Source organism: Pantoea sp. GM01 (genome assembly GCF_000282675.1).
Taxonomy (GTDB): domain Bacteria; phylum Pseudomonadota; class Gammaproteobacteria; order Enterobacterales; family Enterobacteriaceae; genus Pantoea; species Pantoea nemavictus.
This window is the reverse complement of record NZ_AKIU01000066.1, coordinates 1-15,530: the sequence shown is the minus strand read 5'-3', so window position 1 is coordinate 15,530 and position 15,530 is coordinate 1. Positions and strand designations below refer to the sequence as shown.

General features: G+C 56.5%; 14 protein-coding genes. 2 read left to right on the top strand and 12 right to left on the bottom strand.

The annotated features are described in order from the left end of the window. Nucleotides 1–78 precede the first annotated feature (78 nt). The 6 genes from PMI17_RS18900 to PMI17_RS18875 form a co-directional block, all read right to left on the bottom strand. Nucleotides 79–1,491 (bottom strand): EmmdR/YeeO family multidrug/toxin efflux MATE transporter, encoded by a 1,413-nt coding sequence (locus PMI17_RS18900; protein ID WP_007891634.1) that lies wholly within the window; start codon nucleotides 1,489–1,491, stop codon nucleotides 79–81. 120 nt (nucleotides 1,492–1,611) lie between these two features. After that, entirely contained in the window at nucleotides 1,612–2,361 is a 750-nt protein-coding gene (locus PMI17_RS18895) for an ABC transporter ATP-binding protein (RefSeq protein ID WP_007891632.1), read from the bottom strand. Next, nucleotides 2,354–3,229 (bottom strand): ABC transporter ATP-binding protein, encoded by an 876-nt coding sequence (locus PMI17_RS18890; protein WP_007891630.1) that lies wholly within the window; start codon nucleotides 3,227–3,229, stop codon nucleotides 2,354–2,356. The genes PMI17_RS18895 and PMI17_RS18890 overlap by 8 nt, the downstream gene beginning before the upstream one ends. After that, complete coding sequence (gene livM, locus PMI17_RS18885) at nucleotides 3,222–4,502, bottom strand: high-affinity branched-chain amino acid ABC transporter permease LivM (RefSeq protein ID WP_007891629.1); 1,281 nt, start codon at nucleotides 4,500–4,502, stop codon at nucleotides 3,222–3,224. Before livM ends, PMI17_RS18890 begins: the two co-directional genes overlap by 8 nt. Before the next feature lie 10 nt (nucleotides 4,503–4,512). Beyond that, nucleotides 4,513–5,427, bottom strand: a complete 915-nt coding sequence (locus PMI17_RS18880; RefSeq protein ID WP_007891628.1) for a branched-chain amino acid ABC transporter permease — start codon at nucleotides 5,425–5,427, stop codon at nucleotides 4,513–4,515. Between the two features lie 82 nt (nucleotides 5,428–5,509). After that, on the bottom strand, nucleotides 5,510–6,625 hold the full coding sequence (locus PMI17_RS18875; protein ID WP_007891627.1) for a branched-chain amino acid ABC transporter substrate-binding protein: 1,116 nt from the start codon (nucleotides 6,623–6,625) through the stop codon (nucleotides 5,510–5,512). A 429-nt stretch (nucleotides 6,626–7,054) separates the two neighbouring features. Between PMI17_RS18875 and PMI17_RS18870 the strand changes: the two genes are divergently transcribed. Beyond that, complete coding sequence (locus PMI17_RS18870; RefSeq protein ID WP_007891624.1) at nucleotides 7,055–8,503, top strand: AMP nucleosidase; 1,449 nt, start codon at nucleotides 7,055–7,057, stop codon at nucleotides 8,501–8,503. A gap of 50 nt (nucleotides 8,504–8,553) precedes the next feature. Here the strand turns inward: PMI17_RS18870 and PMI17_RS18865 are convergent, their stop codons facing one another. Further along, nucleotides 8,554–9,027, bottom strand: coding sequence for a hypothetical protein (locus PMI17_RS18865; protein ID WP_007891622.1), 474 nt, complete (start codon nucleotides 9,025–9,027; stop codon nucleotides 8,554–8,556). Nucleotides 9,028–9,289: 262 nt separating this feature from the next. Then, on the bottom strand, nucleotides 9,290–10,588 hold the full coding sequence (locus tag PMI17_RS18860; RefSeq protein WP_007891620.1) for an NCS2 family permease: 1,299 nt from the start codon (nucleotides 10,586–10,588) through the stop codon (nucleotides 9,290–9,292). Between the two features lie 411 nt (nucleotides 10,589–10,999). Between PMI17_RS18860 and PMI17_RS18855 the strand changes: the two genes are divergently transcribed. After that, nucleotides 11,000–11,746: a response regulator gene (locus PMI17_RS18855; RefSeq protein ID WP_007891617.1), complete on the top strand. Its 747-nt coding sequence runs from the start codon at nucleotides 11,000–11,002 to the stop codon at nucleotides 11,744–11,746. Here PMI17_RS18855 and PMI17_RS18850 read toward each other — a convergent pair. The 4 genes from PMI17_RS18850 to PMI17_RS18835 all read right to left on the bottom strand — a co-directional run bounded on the left by PMI17_RS18850 (nucleotide 11,683) and on the right by PMI17_RS18835 (nucleotide 15,394). Beyond that, nucleotides 11,683–12,735, bottom strand: a complete 1,053-nt coding sequence (locus tag PMI17_RS18850; RefSeq protein WP_007891615.1) for a carbohydrate kinase family protein — start codon at nucleotides 12,733–12,735, stop codon at nucleotides 11,683–11,685. The genes PMI17_RS18855 and PMI17_RS18850 overlap by 64 nt on opposite strands. A 1-nt stretch (nucleotide 12,736) precedes the next feature. Further along, on the bottom strand, nucleotides 12,737–13,597 hold the full coding sequence (locus tag PMI17_RS18845; protein ID WP_007891613.1) for a ketose 1,6-bisphosphate aldolase: 861 nt from the start codon (nucleotides 13,595–13,597) through the stop codon (nucleotides 12,737–12,739). An 11-nt stretch (nucleotides 13,598–13,608) separates the two neighbouring features. Next, a complete protein-coding gene (locus tag PMI17_RS18840) occupies nucleotides 13,609–14,292 on the bottom strand; it encodes a D-lyxose/D-mannose family sugar isomerase (protein ID WP_007891612.1) in 684 nt (227 codons plus the stop codon). A 163-nt stretch (nucleotides 14,293–14,455) separates the two neighbouring features. After that, a complete protein-coding gene (locus PMI17_RS18835) occupies nucleotides 14,456–15,394 on the bottom strand; it encodes an ABC transporter substrate-binding protein (protein ID WP_007891611.1) in 939 nt (312 codons plus the stop codon). Between the last annotated feature and the right edge of the window lie 136 nt (nucleotides 15,395–15,530).

The following is a 15,530-nucleotide window of genomic DNA, read 5'->3' as shown; positions in this document are numbered from 1 at the left end:
CAGCCGATGGCGAACGAAAGTCGCTCAGCGCTTAACTGATCGGCATTACGCCATTCATGGCGGTCAGAGAAAATCCACCTATCCTCTGCTCTTTGCCATCATCTTGCGGTAGTTATTCAGCCATTTACCGCTGGTTAGACGCCACCAGAAGAACACGCCGCGCACCGTCCAGTCGAGGAACATTCCCAGCCACACGCCGACGACGCCCATGCCGAGCACAATGCCGAGGAAATAGCCGGCCACCACGCGTGCTCCCCACATGCTGAACATCGATACATACATGGTGTAACGCGCATCACGCGCCCCCTTGAGGCTGGCTGGCAGCACCCAGGACGCGGTCCAGATCGGCATAAAGGCGGCATTCAGCCAAATCAGATGCTTAGTGACTGAAATCACCTCCGGATCGCGGCTGTAAAACTGCGCTAAGGTTCCAGCCAGCGGTACGGTAATCAACGCCAGCGAACACAAGCCAATCATCGCCAGCCAGAACACGTGTTTGATTTGCCGCTCAGCCTGCATCACCTGATTGAGCCCCAACCTGCGGCCGGTAATGATGGTTGAAGCCGAACCCAGCGCGTTACCCGGCAGGTTGATCAGCGAAGCAATCGAGAAGGCAATAAAGTTACCGGCGATTTCATTGGTACCCATGCCGGCGACAAAAATCTGCGTCAGCAACTTACCGCCGTTAAACAGTACCGATTCGATACTGGCAGGCACGCCGATGCCCAGCACTTCCGTCAGGATGTTGCGATCCCAGCGGCGGAAATAGCTGGCGATAGAGATTTTCAATGCCGGAGTAATGCCGCGATACAGCACGTAAATCGCCGCTGCCGCGCCGATATAGCGCGAAATAGTTAACCCCAACCCGGCGCCGACAAACCCCATCCCTTCCCATCCAAGGCAACCGTAAATCAGCACGCTACTGATCACGATGTTGAGGATATTCATGCCGCCGTTGATCAGCATCGGAATTTTAGTATTGCCCGCGCCACGCAATGCACCGCTGCCAATCAACGCAATCGCCGCTGCGGGATAGCTCCACGCCGAGGTTTGCAGATAGCTCAGCGCCAACTCTTTCACTTTGGGATCGGCGCTGCCGGCGATCACGTCAATGATCAGGTGCCCCCAAAACTCGATAGCGATCACCAGCACAAACGCTAGCGCCGTCATCAATCCCAGCGACTGGCGCGTAGCGGCTCGTGCACGTTTACCGTTGCGTTTTGCCAGGCTGAACGCCACCACCACCGTGGTGCCGAGATCGATTGCGGCAAAGAAAGAGATAATTACCATATTGAAGCTGTCGGCCAGACCAACGCCCGCCATCGCCTCTTTACCCAGCCAGCTCACCAAAAAGGTACTGAGGACGCCCATCAGCATCACACAGAGGTTTTCGATAAAGATGGGCACGGCTAATGGGGTAATTTCACGCCAGAACAACGTACGATAAGAGCGACGTTTGGGATACCACGCCGTGTTTCTGACCGCCCGCATCACTGCTACGCCAGGATTTTGCAAGGGATTACCAAATCACTTTGGAGAGGAAGAAGAGTAATAATGATGATAGGCCACTGAGAATTATGCAAAGTGTTTCCCATCACCATTTAATCATTATTACAAACTTTTTGTCGCCACCACCGCAGGATCGGCTGCGCCGCCCAAATAGGCGCTGCGCACTTCGTCATTATTGAGCAACTCTGTGCCGCTCCCGCTCAGGCGAATCTCACCGTTGACCATCACATAACCCCGATCCGCCAGCTGTAGCGCATGCCGCGCGTTTTGCTCCACCAGGAACAGCGTCATGCCCTGCTGCGTCAACTCACGCAGGATGGCAAAAATCTGCTTCACCACAATGGGTGCGAGGCCAAGGCTGGGTTCATCGAGCAGCAACAGTTTAGGTCGACTCATCAGCGCGCGGGCGATCGCCAGCATCTGCTGCTCGCCACCGGAAAGCGTCATGGCGCGCTGTTTGCGCCGCTCCAGCAGGCGCGGGAAAAGCTGGTACATCTGCTCTTTGTCCTGCTTAACAAAGCGCTCGCCAATAGCGATGGTGCCCATCAGCAGATTCTCTTCTACCGTCATATCGGGAAAAATGCGCCGCCCTTCAGGCGCCTGCGCAATACCGCTGGCGGCGATGAAATGGGTTGAGCGCTGACTAATCGCCTCGCCGCGTAAACGAATTTCACCACTGGTAATGCGCGGCTGGCCAAAGATTGACATCAACAGGGTCGATTTACCGGCCCCGTTGGCGCCAATCAGCGCCACGGTTTCACCCTGATTAACGGTTAATGAAACCTGTTTCAGTGCCTGCAGCGGACCGTAAAACACGTCCACCTGCTCAAACGCCAGCATCGGTTCAGCCATGGTCGCTCTCCTCTTCTGCACCAAGATAGGCGGCTATCACTTTAGGATCGTGACGAATTTGCTGCGGCGTGCCCTGCGCAATCACATCACCGTGATCCAGCACCACGATGTGGTCAGAAATGCGCATCACCATCGGCATATCGTGTTCAATCAGCAACACGCTGATGCGATGATCGGCGCGCAGGCGATGCAAAATCTGGCTCAGCGCTTCGGTTTCCACCGGATTCAACCCAGCCGCCGGCTCGTCCAGGCAAATTAACTCTGGCCGCGTACACATGGCGCGCGCAATCTCCAGCCTGCGCTGCTGGCCATAAGAGAGCGTGCCCGCCAGCCGATTAGCGCTGGAGACCAAATCAACATTTTCCAGCCAGTAGAAGGCGCGATCCAGCGCGCGGTTCTCCGCTTCGCGATAGCCGCGCGTGTTCAGTACACCCGCTAGCAGCTGGCGATTGACCTGCATATGCTGCGCCACCAGCAGATTCTCAATCACCGACATCTCACGGAACAGGCGGATATTCTGGAAGGTGCGCGCCAGCCCAGCGCGGTTAACCAGATGCGCCCCGCCAAACATTTTGTACCAGAGGCGCGAACCCAGCCGTGCCGGATTAATCAAGTCTGCCGCATGGATTTTCTGCCCCAGCACCTGAATCACATCGGTGCTGCGCTGGTTAGCATTCAGCACAATGCGGCCACCGCTCGCGCGATAAAAGCCGGTCAGGCAGTTAAACACCGTGGTTTTGCCTGCGCCGTTAGGGCCAATCAGAGAGGTGACCGAACCGCGTTCTACCGCCAGGCTGACATCATTCAACGCTTTAATGCCGCCGAAGCGCATCATCAGGTTGTTCACTTGCAGAATGGCATCACTCATGACGCACTCCTTTGCGTAGCGGCACACCAACGCGCGCCGTGCGCACCAAACCGCGCGGCCGCCATATCATCATCAGCACCATCAACATGCCGAACAGCAGCACGCGATACTCGGCAAAGCTGCGCAGCAGTTCAGGTGCCACCGTCAGGACAAATGCTGCCAGCACCACGCCCAACGTCGAACCCATACCCCCGAGCACCACAATGGCGAGGATCAGTGCCGATTCAAAAAAGGTAAACGAAGTGGGATTGACGAACCCCTGATAGCTGGCAAAAAACACCCCGGCAATGCCTGCCGTGGAAGCACCCAGCATGAAGGCGGAAAGCTTAACCAATACGTGATTGAGCCCCATCGCGCGACAGGCAATTTCATCTTCACGCAGCGCTTCCCAGGCGCGGCCAATCGGCATGCGCGTCAGGCGATGTTTGATCCACAACACCAGCAGCACCACCAAAACCAGTACCACATAAATGAAGATAAACTTCATGTTTGGGTTGTAGGTGACATGAAAGAACTCGTGATACGGCACGCCGCCTTCGCGCGCGCGTCGGGCAAACTCAAGGCCGAAAAAGGTCGGCGACGGAACGGAAACACCGTTCGGACCGCCGGTAAAGGAGAGCCAGTTTGTCAGCACCAGACGGATAATTTCACCGAAGCCGAGGGTAACAATGGCCAGGTAATCGCCGTGCATGCGTAGCACCGGAAAACCGAGTAGCGCCCCGGCAAAGGCGGCCAGCAGCGCCGCCAGCGGCAGCATGCTCCAGAAACCCAAGCCAAGATATTGATAGCCCAGCGCCAGGCCGTATGCGCCGATGGCATAAAAGGCGACATAGCCGAGATCGAGCAATCCGGCGAGGCCTACCACGATATTCAGACCCAGCCCGAGCAGCACGTAAATCAGACCGAGAATCGCCACCGTCAGCAGGTATTTGCTGGAGAGAAACGGAAAAGCCAGCGCCACGATCAGCAGCAGTGGCAATATCCAGCGCAAACGCGATCGATAGCCCGGGTCGCGTACGTAAACGCCATCATCGCTACTGGCGAACCTGCGCATCATGCGCTGACCAAAGGGCGCGTGCACAAACAGGCTAAACAGCAAACGCCCCGCCATCACCACGGCAACCAGCAGTGCCACGCGCTGTGGCGACAGTTTGAAACTGTAACCGTCAAGTACTATGCCAACGATCGGCCCAAATACCACTAGCGCTATCAGCCCCGCCAACAGCGTGTCGAGCAGTGCCTGGCGCAACGGATTTTGCGTCATTGCATTCATCAAAGCTTCCTCACACTTTGGCGACCAGCGGTCGTCCCAGCAATCCTTGCGGGCGGAAGATTAAAATCACCACCAGCAGCGAAAACGAGAACACATCTTTGTAATCCGAGTTCACCATGCCGGCGAACTGCGCTTCCGCCACGCCAAGCAGCAATCCGCCCAGCATCGCGCCGGGCAGCGAACCGATACCGCCGAGCACCGCTGCCGTGAAGGCTTTAATACCAATGATAAATCCGGCATAGAAATCAAAGGTGCCGTAATTCATGGTCACCAGTACACCGGCCAATCCGGCCATCGCCGCACCAATCACAAACACCAGCGAGATAACGCGATCGGTGTTGATGCCGAGAATCGATGCCATGCGCCGATCTTGCTGCACCGCGCGGCAGATACGCCCCAACCTGGTGTACTGGATGATCCACGTCAGCAGCGCCATGCCGCAAAATGCCGCGATCAGGATAAAGATTTTGGTCCAGGTGATTTGCACCACGCCGCCATCAATCTCCATGCGCAGCACACCGGTCAGCAGCGTTGGAATCCCCTGCTGATTCGGTCCCTGGCTGAGCTGCACGTAGTTCTGCAGAATCAGCGACATGCCGATCGCAGAAATCAGCGGCGCAAGGCGCGTGGAGTTACGCAGCGGCCGATAGGCAATACGTTCAATCGCCCAGCCATAGGCTGAGGTAACAATGATGGTGAAGATCAGGGTGCCGAAAATCAGCAGCGGAAAGGAGTGAATGCCGAAAAAGCTGAGCAGCGATAGGCCAATGGCGCACAGATAGGCGGAGATCATATACACCTCGCCGTGGGCGAAGTTGATCATCCCGATGATGCCGTAAACCATGGTGTAGCCGATGGCGATCAAGCCATAAACCGCCCCCAGTGTTAAACCGTTAATCAGTTGCTGTAAGAAAAAGGCGTCCATAATGTCGTCTCGTACTCAATGGGAGCGCACAGCTCGCGCTCAATCGCGAATGGCCCCGCACGTTGCGGGGCCGCGTGGCCGATTACAGCTGGTGGTATTTGCCTTTGTCGTCCCATTGATAAACGACGTAATCCGAGACTTTAAGATCGCCTTTACCATCCCAGGCTTTTTTGCCCATCACGGTGTCGACGCTATTCGCTTTCAGCCATTCGCTGGCCTTCGCATTGTCTTTTCCTGCCGCTTTGTAGGCAGCCGCCAGCGTCTGCACTGAAGCGTAGGCATATAAGGTGTAACCTTCTGGTTCGAAACCACCGGCGCGGAATTTCTCAATCACGGCTTTGCCATCGGCAATGGTGCGCGGATCGTTGCCAAAGGTCATATACACACCTTTGGTGTATTGCGGTCCGCCTGCCGCCGTCACCATCTCTTCGGTCACGATGCAATCACCGGAGAAGAAGGCCGCATTCACGCCCTGCTCACGCATCTGGCGCACCAGCGGACCGGCTTCCGGATGGCATCCGCCGAAATAGACCACGTCCGGTTTCAGCGCACCGATTTTGGTTACCAGCGAATTGAAATCTTTCTCACCGCGCGACAGTCCTTCATACAGCACTTCTTTCACGCCGCGCTTCTCGAGCGAGGCTTTGGTGGCATCCGCTAAGCCCTGGCCGTAAGTGTCTTTGTCATGAATAATGACCACTTTCTTCGCCTTGAGCTTGTCGATGATGTAGTCAGCGGCGATCGCGCCCTGCTGGTCATCACGCCCACACATGCGGAACATGGTTTTCATGCCGCGTTCAGTAATTTTCGGGTTGGTTGATCCGGGCGTAATCGCCAGAACGCCAGCTTCATCATAGACTTCCGACGCCGGCATAGTGGATGAGGAGCAGAAGTGGCCGACTACCGCCATCACTTTGTCTTGATCGACCAAGCGGTTGGCGACCGATACCGCCTGCTTCGGTTCACAGGCATCATCGCCCTGCACCAGCACAATTTTTTCACCGTTAATACCGCCAGCGGCATTAATGTCTTCCGCGGCCTGGCTCGCGCCTTTCCAGTATTGCGCGCCATAGGTCGCATTGGGCCCAGAGAACGGACCGGCCACACCAATTTTAATATCTGCCTGAGCGTAAAAGGCCACGCTTAAACAACCTGCTATCGCCACCTTCATTGGGTGTTTTATGAATTTCAAAGACATGCTTTCAATCCTCAACGGGTCAGGAACGGAGCCATACCACGGCCTGGGAGAAATCAATTTCTGAAACTGCGGCAGAACAGAGTGCGGCCTATAAAACCCGAAGGATCGCCATGCATGGCGACCTGCTTTCAGTCACGCATCAATGCGCGCCCTGAACTCAACAGCATAGGTTTATGAAGGCCACGATTGAAAATCAAGCAATAACCTCGCCAACTCACGAAAACGCGGGCGATTTTTTGCATTGGCATCGCTCCAGGACTGGAGACACGCGATGTAACATCCCTGCTGATCATAAACATAGCTAAGGTTACGCCAGTCACCAGCACCGCGATGGTGCAGAATGCGGTCGATCACAGATTCTTCATCGTTGTGAAGCGTTTATCCGCTATGCTCTGGTGAAAACGGTCCACGTTTCCTGAAGGAGAACCCATGAATACACAACGGAACGGATTGAGCAGCCAGCAAGCGCTGGACGAATTAGAGCGTCTGTACGACACGGCCGTTGATGCCTTGCGCAACGCGATTCGCGATTTCACGGCCAGTGGGCAGCTACCGGATGAAGCGGCTCGCCAGCAAGGGCTGTTTGTTTACCCGCAGCTGCGCATTACCTGGCTGGGCGAAGGCCCGCAGAAAAACCGCACCCGCGCATGGGGACGCTTTACCCATACCGGCAGCTATAGCACCACCATCACGCGTCCGGCGCTGTTGCGCCACTATCTCAGCGAGCAGCTGCAGATGCTGGAGAAAGAGTATGAGGTGCTGATTGAAGTGGAGCCGTCACAGCAGGAGATTCCTTATCCTTATGTGATTGACGGCCTGTCGCTCGATCGCTCAATGAGCGCCAGCATCGCCCGCCACTTCCCCACCACCGAACTGTCACAGATTGGCGATGAAACCGCCGATGGCCTGTTCCATGCCAATGCGATTTTCCCGCTGTCGCATTTTGATGCGTTGCGTACCGATTTCTCGCTGGCGCGCCTGCGTCATTACACCGGCACCGGCGTTGAGCACTTCCAGCCGTTCGTGCTGTTCACCAACTACACACGCTATGTTGATGAGTTTGTGCGCTGGGCCATTGAGCAGGTGCAAGACCCCAACACGCCTTATGACAGCCTCGCCTGCGCCGGTGACGTGGTGATCACCGCGGATACCCAGGATCCGACCGCAATGATGTCCGATCTGGCGTGGAAGAAGCATCAAATGCCCGCCTGGCACCTGACCTCGCCTAATCGTCGCGGTATTACGCTGGTCAATATTGGCGTTGGTCCGTCCAATGCAAAAACCATCTGCGACCATCTGGCGGTGATTCGTCCGCATGCCTGGCTGATGATTGGTCACTGCGGCGGCCTGCGCGAAAGCCAGACCATCGGCGATTACGTGCTGGCACATGCCTACCTGCGCGATGACCATGTGCTGGATAGCGTATTGCCGCCCGATATCCCGATCCCCAGCATTGCCGAAGTACAGCGTGCGCTGTATGACGCCACCAAAGCAGTGAGTGGTATGCCGGGTGAGGAAGTTAAGCAGCGTCTGCGCACCGGCACAGTCGTCACCACCGATGATCGTAACTGGGAGCTGCGCTACTCCGCTTCTGCGCTGCGCTTCAACCTGAGCCGCGCCGTGGCGGTTGATATGGAAAGCGCCACCATCGCTGCGCAGGGTTACCGCTTCCGCGTGCCGTATGGCACGTTGCTGTGCGTGTCCGATAAACCGCTGCACGGCGAGATCAAACTGCCCGGTCAGGCGAACCGCTTCTATGAAGGGGCGATATCTGAGCACCTGCAGATCGGCATCTGCGCGGTAGAACTGCTGCGTGCCGAGGGCGATAAGCTGCACTCAAGAAAGCTCAGAACCTTTAACGAGCCGCCGTTTAGATAATCATGATGAGTTCCGGCCCTTGTGGGGCCGGAACAGTGCAGTAAAGCGCGTCATGACATCTTTAAGACGATATTCTGAACAAACCACGCCAACACCAGAAGGCAAGTCGGTAACATGATTTTCCAGGTTAAACTGTTATTTAAGGCAGATATTTTTTCCTCCAGCTGATTGAATCTTTGATCAACTCTTTCGAATCTCGCATCAATTTTGTCGAACTTCAGTTCGGATTTCTCTTCCATCCGATCAAACTTTTTATCGATACGTTGTTCAAGCGCCCCCAGCTCGCCCATAATCTCGACACGCATTACGCCCTGCTCGGCTCGAACCTTTTCGATATCCGCCTTGGTAGAAAAATGTTCTGAACGCGCGGTTAGTACAGCCACATCCATCTGAATCTGCTGGGTAGTTTTTTCCAGCTGTTCAACCCGTTTGGTTAATTGTTCCATTTGATGATCTCCTTTGTTACCCACGTCAAAAATTAGCGGTGGGAACACACGAGTTGCCGTACTGATGGGGTAATCCATTACCGAATCCTCTTCCATAGCCTTGGTTTACTCTTTCCACTACACCCGTAGTGAAACAGATTTGCACGGCGTTGACATTCCACGATCCCGCCATTCACAGCACATTTTTTGCAGGCAGGTTTAAACAACATGCAGAGCGTAGGCCGGCACGAGACTGAAAAGAAGTGAGCATCAAAAAGAAGTGCGAGGACTCACGCAGAAAATAGGCAGAGGATTGCAACAGCAGACACGGAAGCCCGAGCGGGCTTCCGTTAAGTAAGGCTTACGCGCTCAGCCAACCCAGTTTGATCACAAACAGAATCGACAGAATAATCAGCGCCGGATTAACCTCTTTGGTGCGACCGCTGAGCAGCTTAACCACCGTCCAGGTAATGAAACCAAACGCAATACCGTTGGCGATGGAGTAGGTCAGTGGCATGGTCAACGCCGTCACGGTAACCGGTGCCGCGGTGGTGATGTCTTTCCAGTCAATATCCGCTAAACCAGACGCCATCAGCACCGCTACAAACAGCAGCGCAGGTGCAGTTGCATATACAGGAACGCTGCCCGCCAGCGGCGAGAAGAATAGGCTCAGCAGGAACAGAATCGCTACCACAATCGCCGTCAAACCAGTGCGGCCACCGGCGCTGACGCCCGCAGCAGATTCCACATAGCTGGTGGTGGTTGAGGTACCGAGCAGCGAACCGAACAGCGCTGCGGCGCTATCGGCAATCAGCGCACGGCCCATTTTCGGCACGTTACCCTTCTCATCCGCTAAACCCGCGCGCTTGGTCACGCCCAGTAATGTCCCGGTGTTATCGAAAACGTCAACGAACAGGAAGGCGAAAATCACGCTGACCAGCCCCACGTTGAAGGCACCCGCGATATCCAGCTGCATAAAGGTTGGCGCGATGGAGGGCGGAGCGGAGAACACGCCGCCAAATGGCGTCAGGCCAATGCCCATCGAAATGAACGTCACCACCAGAATACCGATCAGCACCGCACCGGTGACGCGACGCGCTTCCAGCACCACAATGATGAAGAAGCCGAGCAGCGCCAGCAGCGGACCCGGTTTGGTCAGATCGCCCAGGCCAACCAGCGTGGCTGGGTTATCCACCACGATACCCGCGCCTTCCAGGGCGATAATCGCCAGGAACAGACCGATACCTGCGCCAATACCAGCCCGCAGCGGCAGCGGAATGCTGTTAATAATCCACTCACGAATTTTGAAAAGCGACATGGCAAAGAAGATCACCGCCGACAAGAACACCGCGCCGAGCGCGACTTGCCACGTGTAACCCATATGCAGAACCACGGTATAGGTAAAGAAGGCGTTGAGGCCCATACCCGGCGCGAGCGCAATCGGATAGTTAGCGATCAGACCCATTAATACGCAGCCAATCGCCGCCGCCAGACAGGTCGCCACGAAGACCGCCCCTTTATCCATGCCAGTTGCACCGAGAATGCTCGGGTTAACAAACAGGATATAAGCCATTGCCAGGAAGGTGGTGAGACCCGCAATGATTTCGGTGCGAACCGTTGTGTTGTGCGCTTTTAATTTGAAGAGTTTTTCTAACATCATCATCTCTCATGAGCGGAGTCGGCACGAATGCGCGCGCTCCTTGCCAATGTGGTTTACATGCTTATTGTTGTATTGAAAGCGAAGCAAACTGGACAAAAGGTGGTAAAACCTTCCGCTTTCCCCTGTCCATATAGCAATAGCTATGCCACTCCCCGACGCAATCGATTACGTTTTCAATTGCGGTTACGGTTAGGATAATTCTGAACCAGAACGAGGCGCGATTATGGTGCATTGCACCGGCGCCGCGCAATCGTTTTCCCCTCTGGCTGTTCAACGCTCAAAATATTGCGGCACTGCACGCTTTCGCACTCTGCCAGGCGATGGCGCTCACGTTTCTGTTGCCTGAATCAGCAGGTAAAAAACCGCGGGTTACACTGCTTTTAACCCTTTCGTAACAAAAGAGGCGCGTCCATGAAGCCCGCGATTCTGGTGGTTGATGATGATCGAGCAGTGTGCGAACTGCTGCACGATGTGTTGAATGAACATGTGTTTACCGTTTATAGCTGCCATCAGGGTAAAGATGCGCTGGCGCTGCTGGCCCAGCATCCGGACATTTCGCTGGTGATGCTGGATATGATGCTGCCTGATACCAACGGTTTGCTGGTGCTGCAGCAGATGCAGCGGCAACGACCCGACCTGCTGGTGATCATGCTAACCGGCATGGGATCGGAGGCGGATATGGTAGTCGGACTGGAAATGGGGGCCGACGATTACATCGCCAAACCCTTTAATCCGCGCGTGGTGGTAGCGCGTGCGCGTGCGGCCCTACGCCGCTGCGGTCGGCTGACGCAGCCAGAATATTTAGCGGATGAGGGCTGGCAATTTAACGGTTGGCGTCTGGATGATGCGCGCTGTCAGTTATTCAATCCACAGCGTGAAAGTGTGCCACTGACGCAGGGAGAATATGCCCTGCTACGCGCGCTGGTGGTGCACGCGCGTAAAGTGTTAACCCGCGATCAGCTGCTGGAGCTGACGCACAGCGAAAGTCTTGAGGTGTTCGATCGCACTATAGATGTGCTGATTATGCGTCTGCGGCGCAAAATAGAAGCCAATCCGCATCAGCCCAGCCTGATCCGCACTATTCGCGGGCTCGGCTACGTCTTCTCCGCCGACGTGATGCGCCCCTCGTCCGCAGCGCGCGAAACGCAGATTGCCTGAGCCATCCAGCGCTGCATCTCGGCCAGTGGCCGCGTGCCGTCCAGCGCATTTGCTGCATGCAGATTAAAACAGGCGCAGGTATGCGCCAGCCGCAGTGTGTCCGTCAGCGACCAGCCTTCATGGCTGGCGTATAACACTCCCGCACAAAACGCATCGCCCGCCCCCACGCTGCCAACAATCTCTTCTGGCGCTAAGCACCATGCAGGTTGCCAACGCCCTTCTCCGTCCGCTTGCTGGCCCCACGCGCCTTCCGGCGCATGAATCACCACCCGCTGGCGCACGCCTTGCTGCAGCAACCACGTCGCCGCCTCGGCAAACGCGGCGGATGCCGCCAGTCCTTGTGGTGTGCGCAAACTGACGCCCGTGAGCGCTTGCGCTTCCAGTTCGTTAATGACCAGATAATCGAGCCAGCGCAGCGCGGGTACCACCAGCGGACGATACTCGCCGACGCGCGACACCAAATCGAGTGAAGTGAGATAACCACGCTGCTGCATCTGTGCCAGCAGCCGTGCGCTGCGCGTACCGAACTCGGCATCGGGCACATCAAGGCTATCAAGCAGCAGCAAATAGCCGAGGTGAAAAATACGGTGCGAGGTGGTGACAGCCGCGAAATGCGATAAATCGAGCTGACCATTGGCGCCGCGCGCGTGGAAGAAGGTGCGCTGGCCATCCGGCGTGGTCATCACCTGCGTCATCGCGGTGTTGATGCTTCGGGTGCGCAGCACAAACTGGCGATCGATGTGATGCTCGTCCAGCAACTGCAGGATGAAGTCGCCATCGCTGTCCTCACCAATCATACCAACGCCCGCCAGCGGCAGATTTACCTGCATGCGCGCAAGAGTGAACAGCACGTTGAGCGCGGCACCGCCGCTGCTTTTTTCACTGTGCTGAATATCCGCCAGCCAGCCTTGTTCCGGCCAGTGGCTGATTCGCTGAACGTGATCCACCAGCATGCTACCCGCCCCGATGATGCCGCAACGCCCCTCCATCTCAGGCCCTCCCGGCGCTGCCAAATACCTGCATCTGTTGCGCCACCACGTTGGCGATATTGCGCTCCACCGCCATCAGCAGCTCGGCGAAGGCGTCGTAGCGCGCATCACGCTCGGTGATTTGCGTTTCAATCGCCCCGAGCGCCGCCTGCGACATGCCGGTATAGAAGTTAATTTTGTTGATGCCGAGGCTGACAGCACGCCGGAAATCGGCATCGCTAATCCCGGATCCGCCATGCAGCACCAGCGGAATGCCAGCCGTAGAACGAATCGCCGCCAATCGGTCGAAGTCGAGCTTCGGTTCGCCTTTATATTTGCCGTGCGCATTGCCAATCGCTACTGCCAGACAATCAATACCGGTCGAATGGACGAAATCAGCGGCCTGTGCCGGATCGGTGAATTTATTACTATCGGCCTCACCAAACAGTGCGCCACCTTCATCGCCGCCTACCGCGCCGAGCTCTGCCTCCACCGATACGCCGAGCGCGTGGCACATCTTCACCACTTCGCGCGTCTGACGCACGTTTTCGTCGTAGCTGAGCGTCGATCCATCAAACATCACCGAGGTAAAGCCGAGGCGAATCGCCTGCATTACCGCTTCAAAATGCAAGCCGTGATCGAGATGCAGCACCACCGGAATATCGTGCAGTGCGGCCTCGGTGCGTACCGCCGCGACCAAAGATTCGAGGCTGACATATTTAAAATGCACCTCGGCAATACTGATAATAAACGGTGAGCGCTGCTGTTCAGCAGCCTGATACAGCGCGCGCAGAAAATGCGTGTCGAGGACGTTAAACGCGCCGAGCGCGTAACCATTTTGTTGCGCATGGGCTAAGCCCTGCGCCAGCGAGATCAGTGCCATGATGCGCTCCTTTATGCCAGCCAGCGGTGATATTCGTTACACAGCAGCCAGCGCGGTTCTTCATCTTCATCAAGCGGATTGAACCGCGCCAGCGGCGTGAGAAATACGTTGTCATGTTCGTCGTCGTTGGGCATCGAGACTTCACCCACCAGCACATCGCCGTAGCCCTCTTCGCCCCAGAAGCTGTGCCAGATGCCGGGCAGCAACGTGACGCTTTCGCCGGGCGATAAGCGTAACTGCGAGCCAGCGGCATGGGTTTGGCGGATGCCATCAAGCGTGACGTCCACCGCCGTATCCGCCAGTTGATGACCAGCGCGGTTATGCAGTGTGACGATCAGATTGCCGCCGCCACGATTGATGATGTCTTCCATCTTTTGCGGGTGATAATGCATCGGCGTTAGCTGCCCTTCGCGCACATGCATAATCTTCTCCGCGTAGGGCTTGCCCCACGGCTGACCCCCGCGCGAGCCGTTGCGCAGCGTGAACAGGGTTAAACCGGTTTGATTAAAATCGTCGGCGCCGAAGCTAGTGACGTCCCAGCCGAGGTGCAGTGCCAGCAGTTCGTCAGCATGGTGTTTATCCTGCGCGCGCCACTGGCTGAGGCCGTAATCGGCCCATGGCGGCAGATGCACATCCTGACGCATAAAGAATTCGCGTGTACGTTGTAAGATCGCATTCACTTCAGAGCGTTGCATTGGCTCCTCCTTTTTTAGGTGAGTGCGCGCTGTCCCTCACCCTAACCCTCTCCCGCTGGCGGGAGAGGGAATGAAGAGGTGGAGCAAACGTAAAACTTTCAACTCTCTCGGGCAGCCCCCTCGCCCGCTTGCGGGAGAGGGCTGGGGTGAGGGAAAACCGCAATTATTTCACCGTCCAGCCCTTGTAGCCGCTCACGCTGTTGCGATCGATCATCGTCACCGGGATCAACACCGGCTTATCCGGCGCCGGTTTGCCCTGCAGAATGTCGTAACCGATCTCTACCGCTTTCGCCGCCATCACCTGCGGATCCTGCGCTGGCGTCGCAACGAACAGCGAGCCTTTGCGTTTCAGCGCCTCTTCACCGTCAGGCGATCCATCGACGCCCACAATAAAGAACTCATTACGCTGCGCCTGTTTCGCTGCTAAATCGGCGCCAATCGCGGTAGGGTCATTGATGGCAAACACCGCATCAATCTTCGGATTGGCCGACAGCAGGCCGGTCATCACCTCCAGCCCTCCTTCGCGGCTGCCTTTGGCGTTCTGGTTATAGGAGAGCAGTTTGATATCCGGATGGGTTTTCAGCTCGGTCATGCAGCCTTCCACGCGGTTCTGCACCGCCGAGACCGGCGGCCCGTTGATGATGACGACGTTGCCTTTGGCCTTCAGACGATCGGAAATGTATTTACACGCCATCGCACCGGCGGCGGTGTTATCGGATGTGATGGTGGCGTTGGCGCCATCTGCCGCCACGTCCACCGCCACCACCACAATGCCGGCATCACGCGCACGTTTCACCGCAGGCGCAATACCTTTGGAATCGGCGGCGTTGAGGATAATCATGTCCACTTTGGCGGCGATAAAGTTATCAATCTGCCCCACCTGCTGGCCAAGATCGTAGCCGCTCGACACCAGCGTCACGTTGACCTTATCACCCGCCAGCTCCCGCGCCTTAAGCTCCGCGCCTTTAGTGATCTGCACGAAGAACGGGTTGGCGAGATCGCCGACCGTCACGCCGATAGATTTCAGTTCTTTTGCCTGAGCCACGCCAGCACTGAACAGCGTCGCCGCCAGCAGCCCGGTTACAATCGGATTAAAACGCATAGTCGATGTTCTCCTGCTTATTTTGGTTTTTATGATGAGTGCTCGCTGTCCCCCATCCCAGCCTTCCCCCGCAAGCGGGGGAAGGAGACGCTGCCACATGCCACTTCAAAACTCACATATGGCAGCATCTTCCTCC

What these genes read in the sequence shown, in the direction of transcription:
- PMI17_RS18900 (WP_007891634.1), bottom strand. Translation starts at nt 1,491, where the DNA reads ATGCGGGCGGTCAGAAACACGGCGTGGTATCCCAAACGTCGCTCTTAT.
- PMI17_RS18895 (WP_007891632.1), bottom strand. Translation starts at nt 2,361, where the DNA reads ATGGCTGAACCGATGCTGGCGTTTGAGCAGGTGGACGTGTTTTACGGT.
- PMI17_RS18890 (WP_007891630.1), bottom strand. Translation starts at nt 3,229, where the DNA reads ATGAGTGATGCCATTCTGCAAGTGAACAACCTGATGATGCGCTTCGGC.
- livM (WP_007891629.1), bottom strand. Translation starts at nt 4,502, where the DNA reads ATGAATGCAATGACGCAAAATCCGTTGCGCCAGGCACTGCTCGACACG.
- PMI17_RS18880 (WP_007891628.1), bottom strand. Translation starts at nt 5,427, where the DNA reads ATGGACGCCTTTTTCTTACAGCAACTGATTAACGGTTTAACACTGGGG.
- PMI17_RS18875 (WP_007891627.1), bottom strand. Translation starts at nt 6,625, where the DNA reads ATGTCTTTGAAATTCATAAAACACCCAATGAAGGTGGCGATAGCAGGT.
- PMI17_RS18870 (WP_007891624.1), top strand. Translation starts at nt 7,055, where the DNA reads ATGAATACACAACGGAACGGATTGAGCAGCCAGCAAGCGCTGGACGAA.
- PMI17_RS18865 (WP_007891622.1), bottom strand. Translation starts at nt 9,027, where the DNA reads ATGGATTACCCCATCAGTACGGCAACTCGTGTGTTCCCACCGCTAATT.
- PMI17_RS18860 (WP_007891620.1), bottom strand. Translation starts at nt 10,588, where the DNA reads ATGATGTTAGAAAAACTCTTCAAATTAAAAGCGCACAACACAACGGTT.
- PMI17_RS18855 (WP_007891617.1), top strand. Translation starts at nt 11,000, where the DNA reads ATGAAGCCCGCGATTCTGGTGGTTGATGATGATCGAGCAGTGTGCGAA.
- PMI17_RS18850 (WP_007891615.1), bottom strand. Translation starts at nt 12,735, where the DNA reads ATGGAGGGGCGTTGCGGCATCATCGGGGCGGGTAGCATGCTGGTGGAT.
- PMI17_RS18845 (WP_007891613.1), bottom strand. Translation starts at nt 13,597, where the DNA reads ATGGCACTGATCTCGCTGGCGCAGGGCTTAGCCCATGCGCAACAAAAT.
- PMI17_RS18840 (WP_007891612.1), bottom strand. Translation starts at nt 14,292, where the DNA reads ATGCAACGCTCTGAAGTGAATGCGATCTTACAACGTACACGCGAATTC.
- PMI17_RS18835 (WP_007891611.1), bottom strand. Translation starts at nt 15,394, where the DNA reads ATGCGTTTTAATCCGATTGTAACCGGGCTGCTGGCGGCGACGCTGTTC.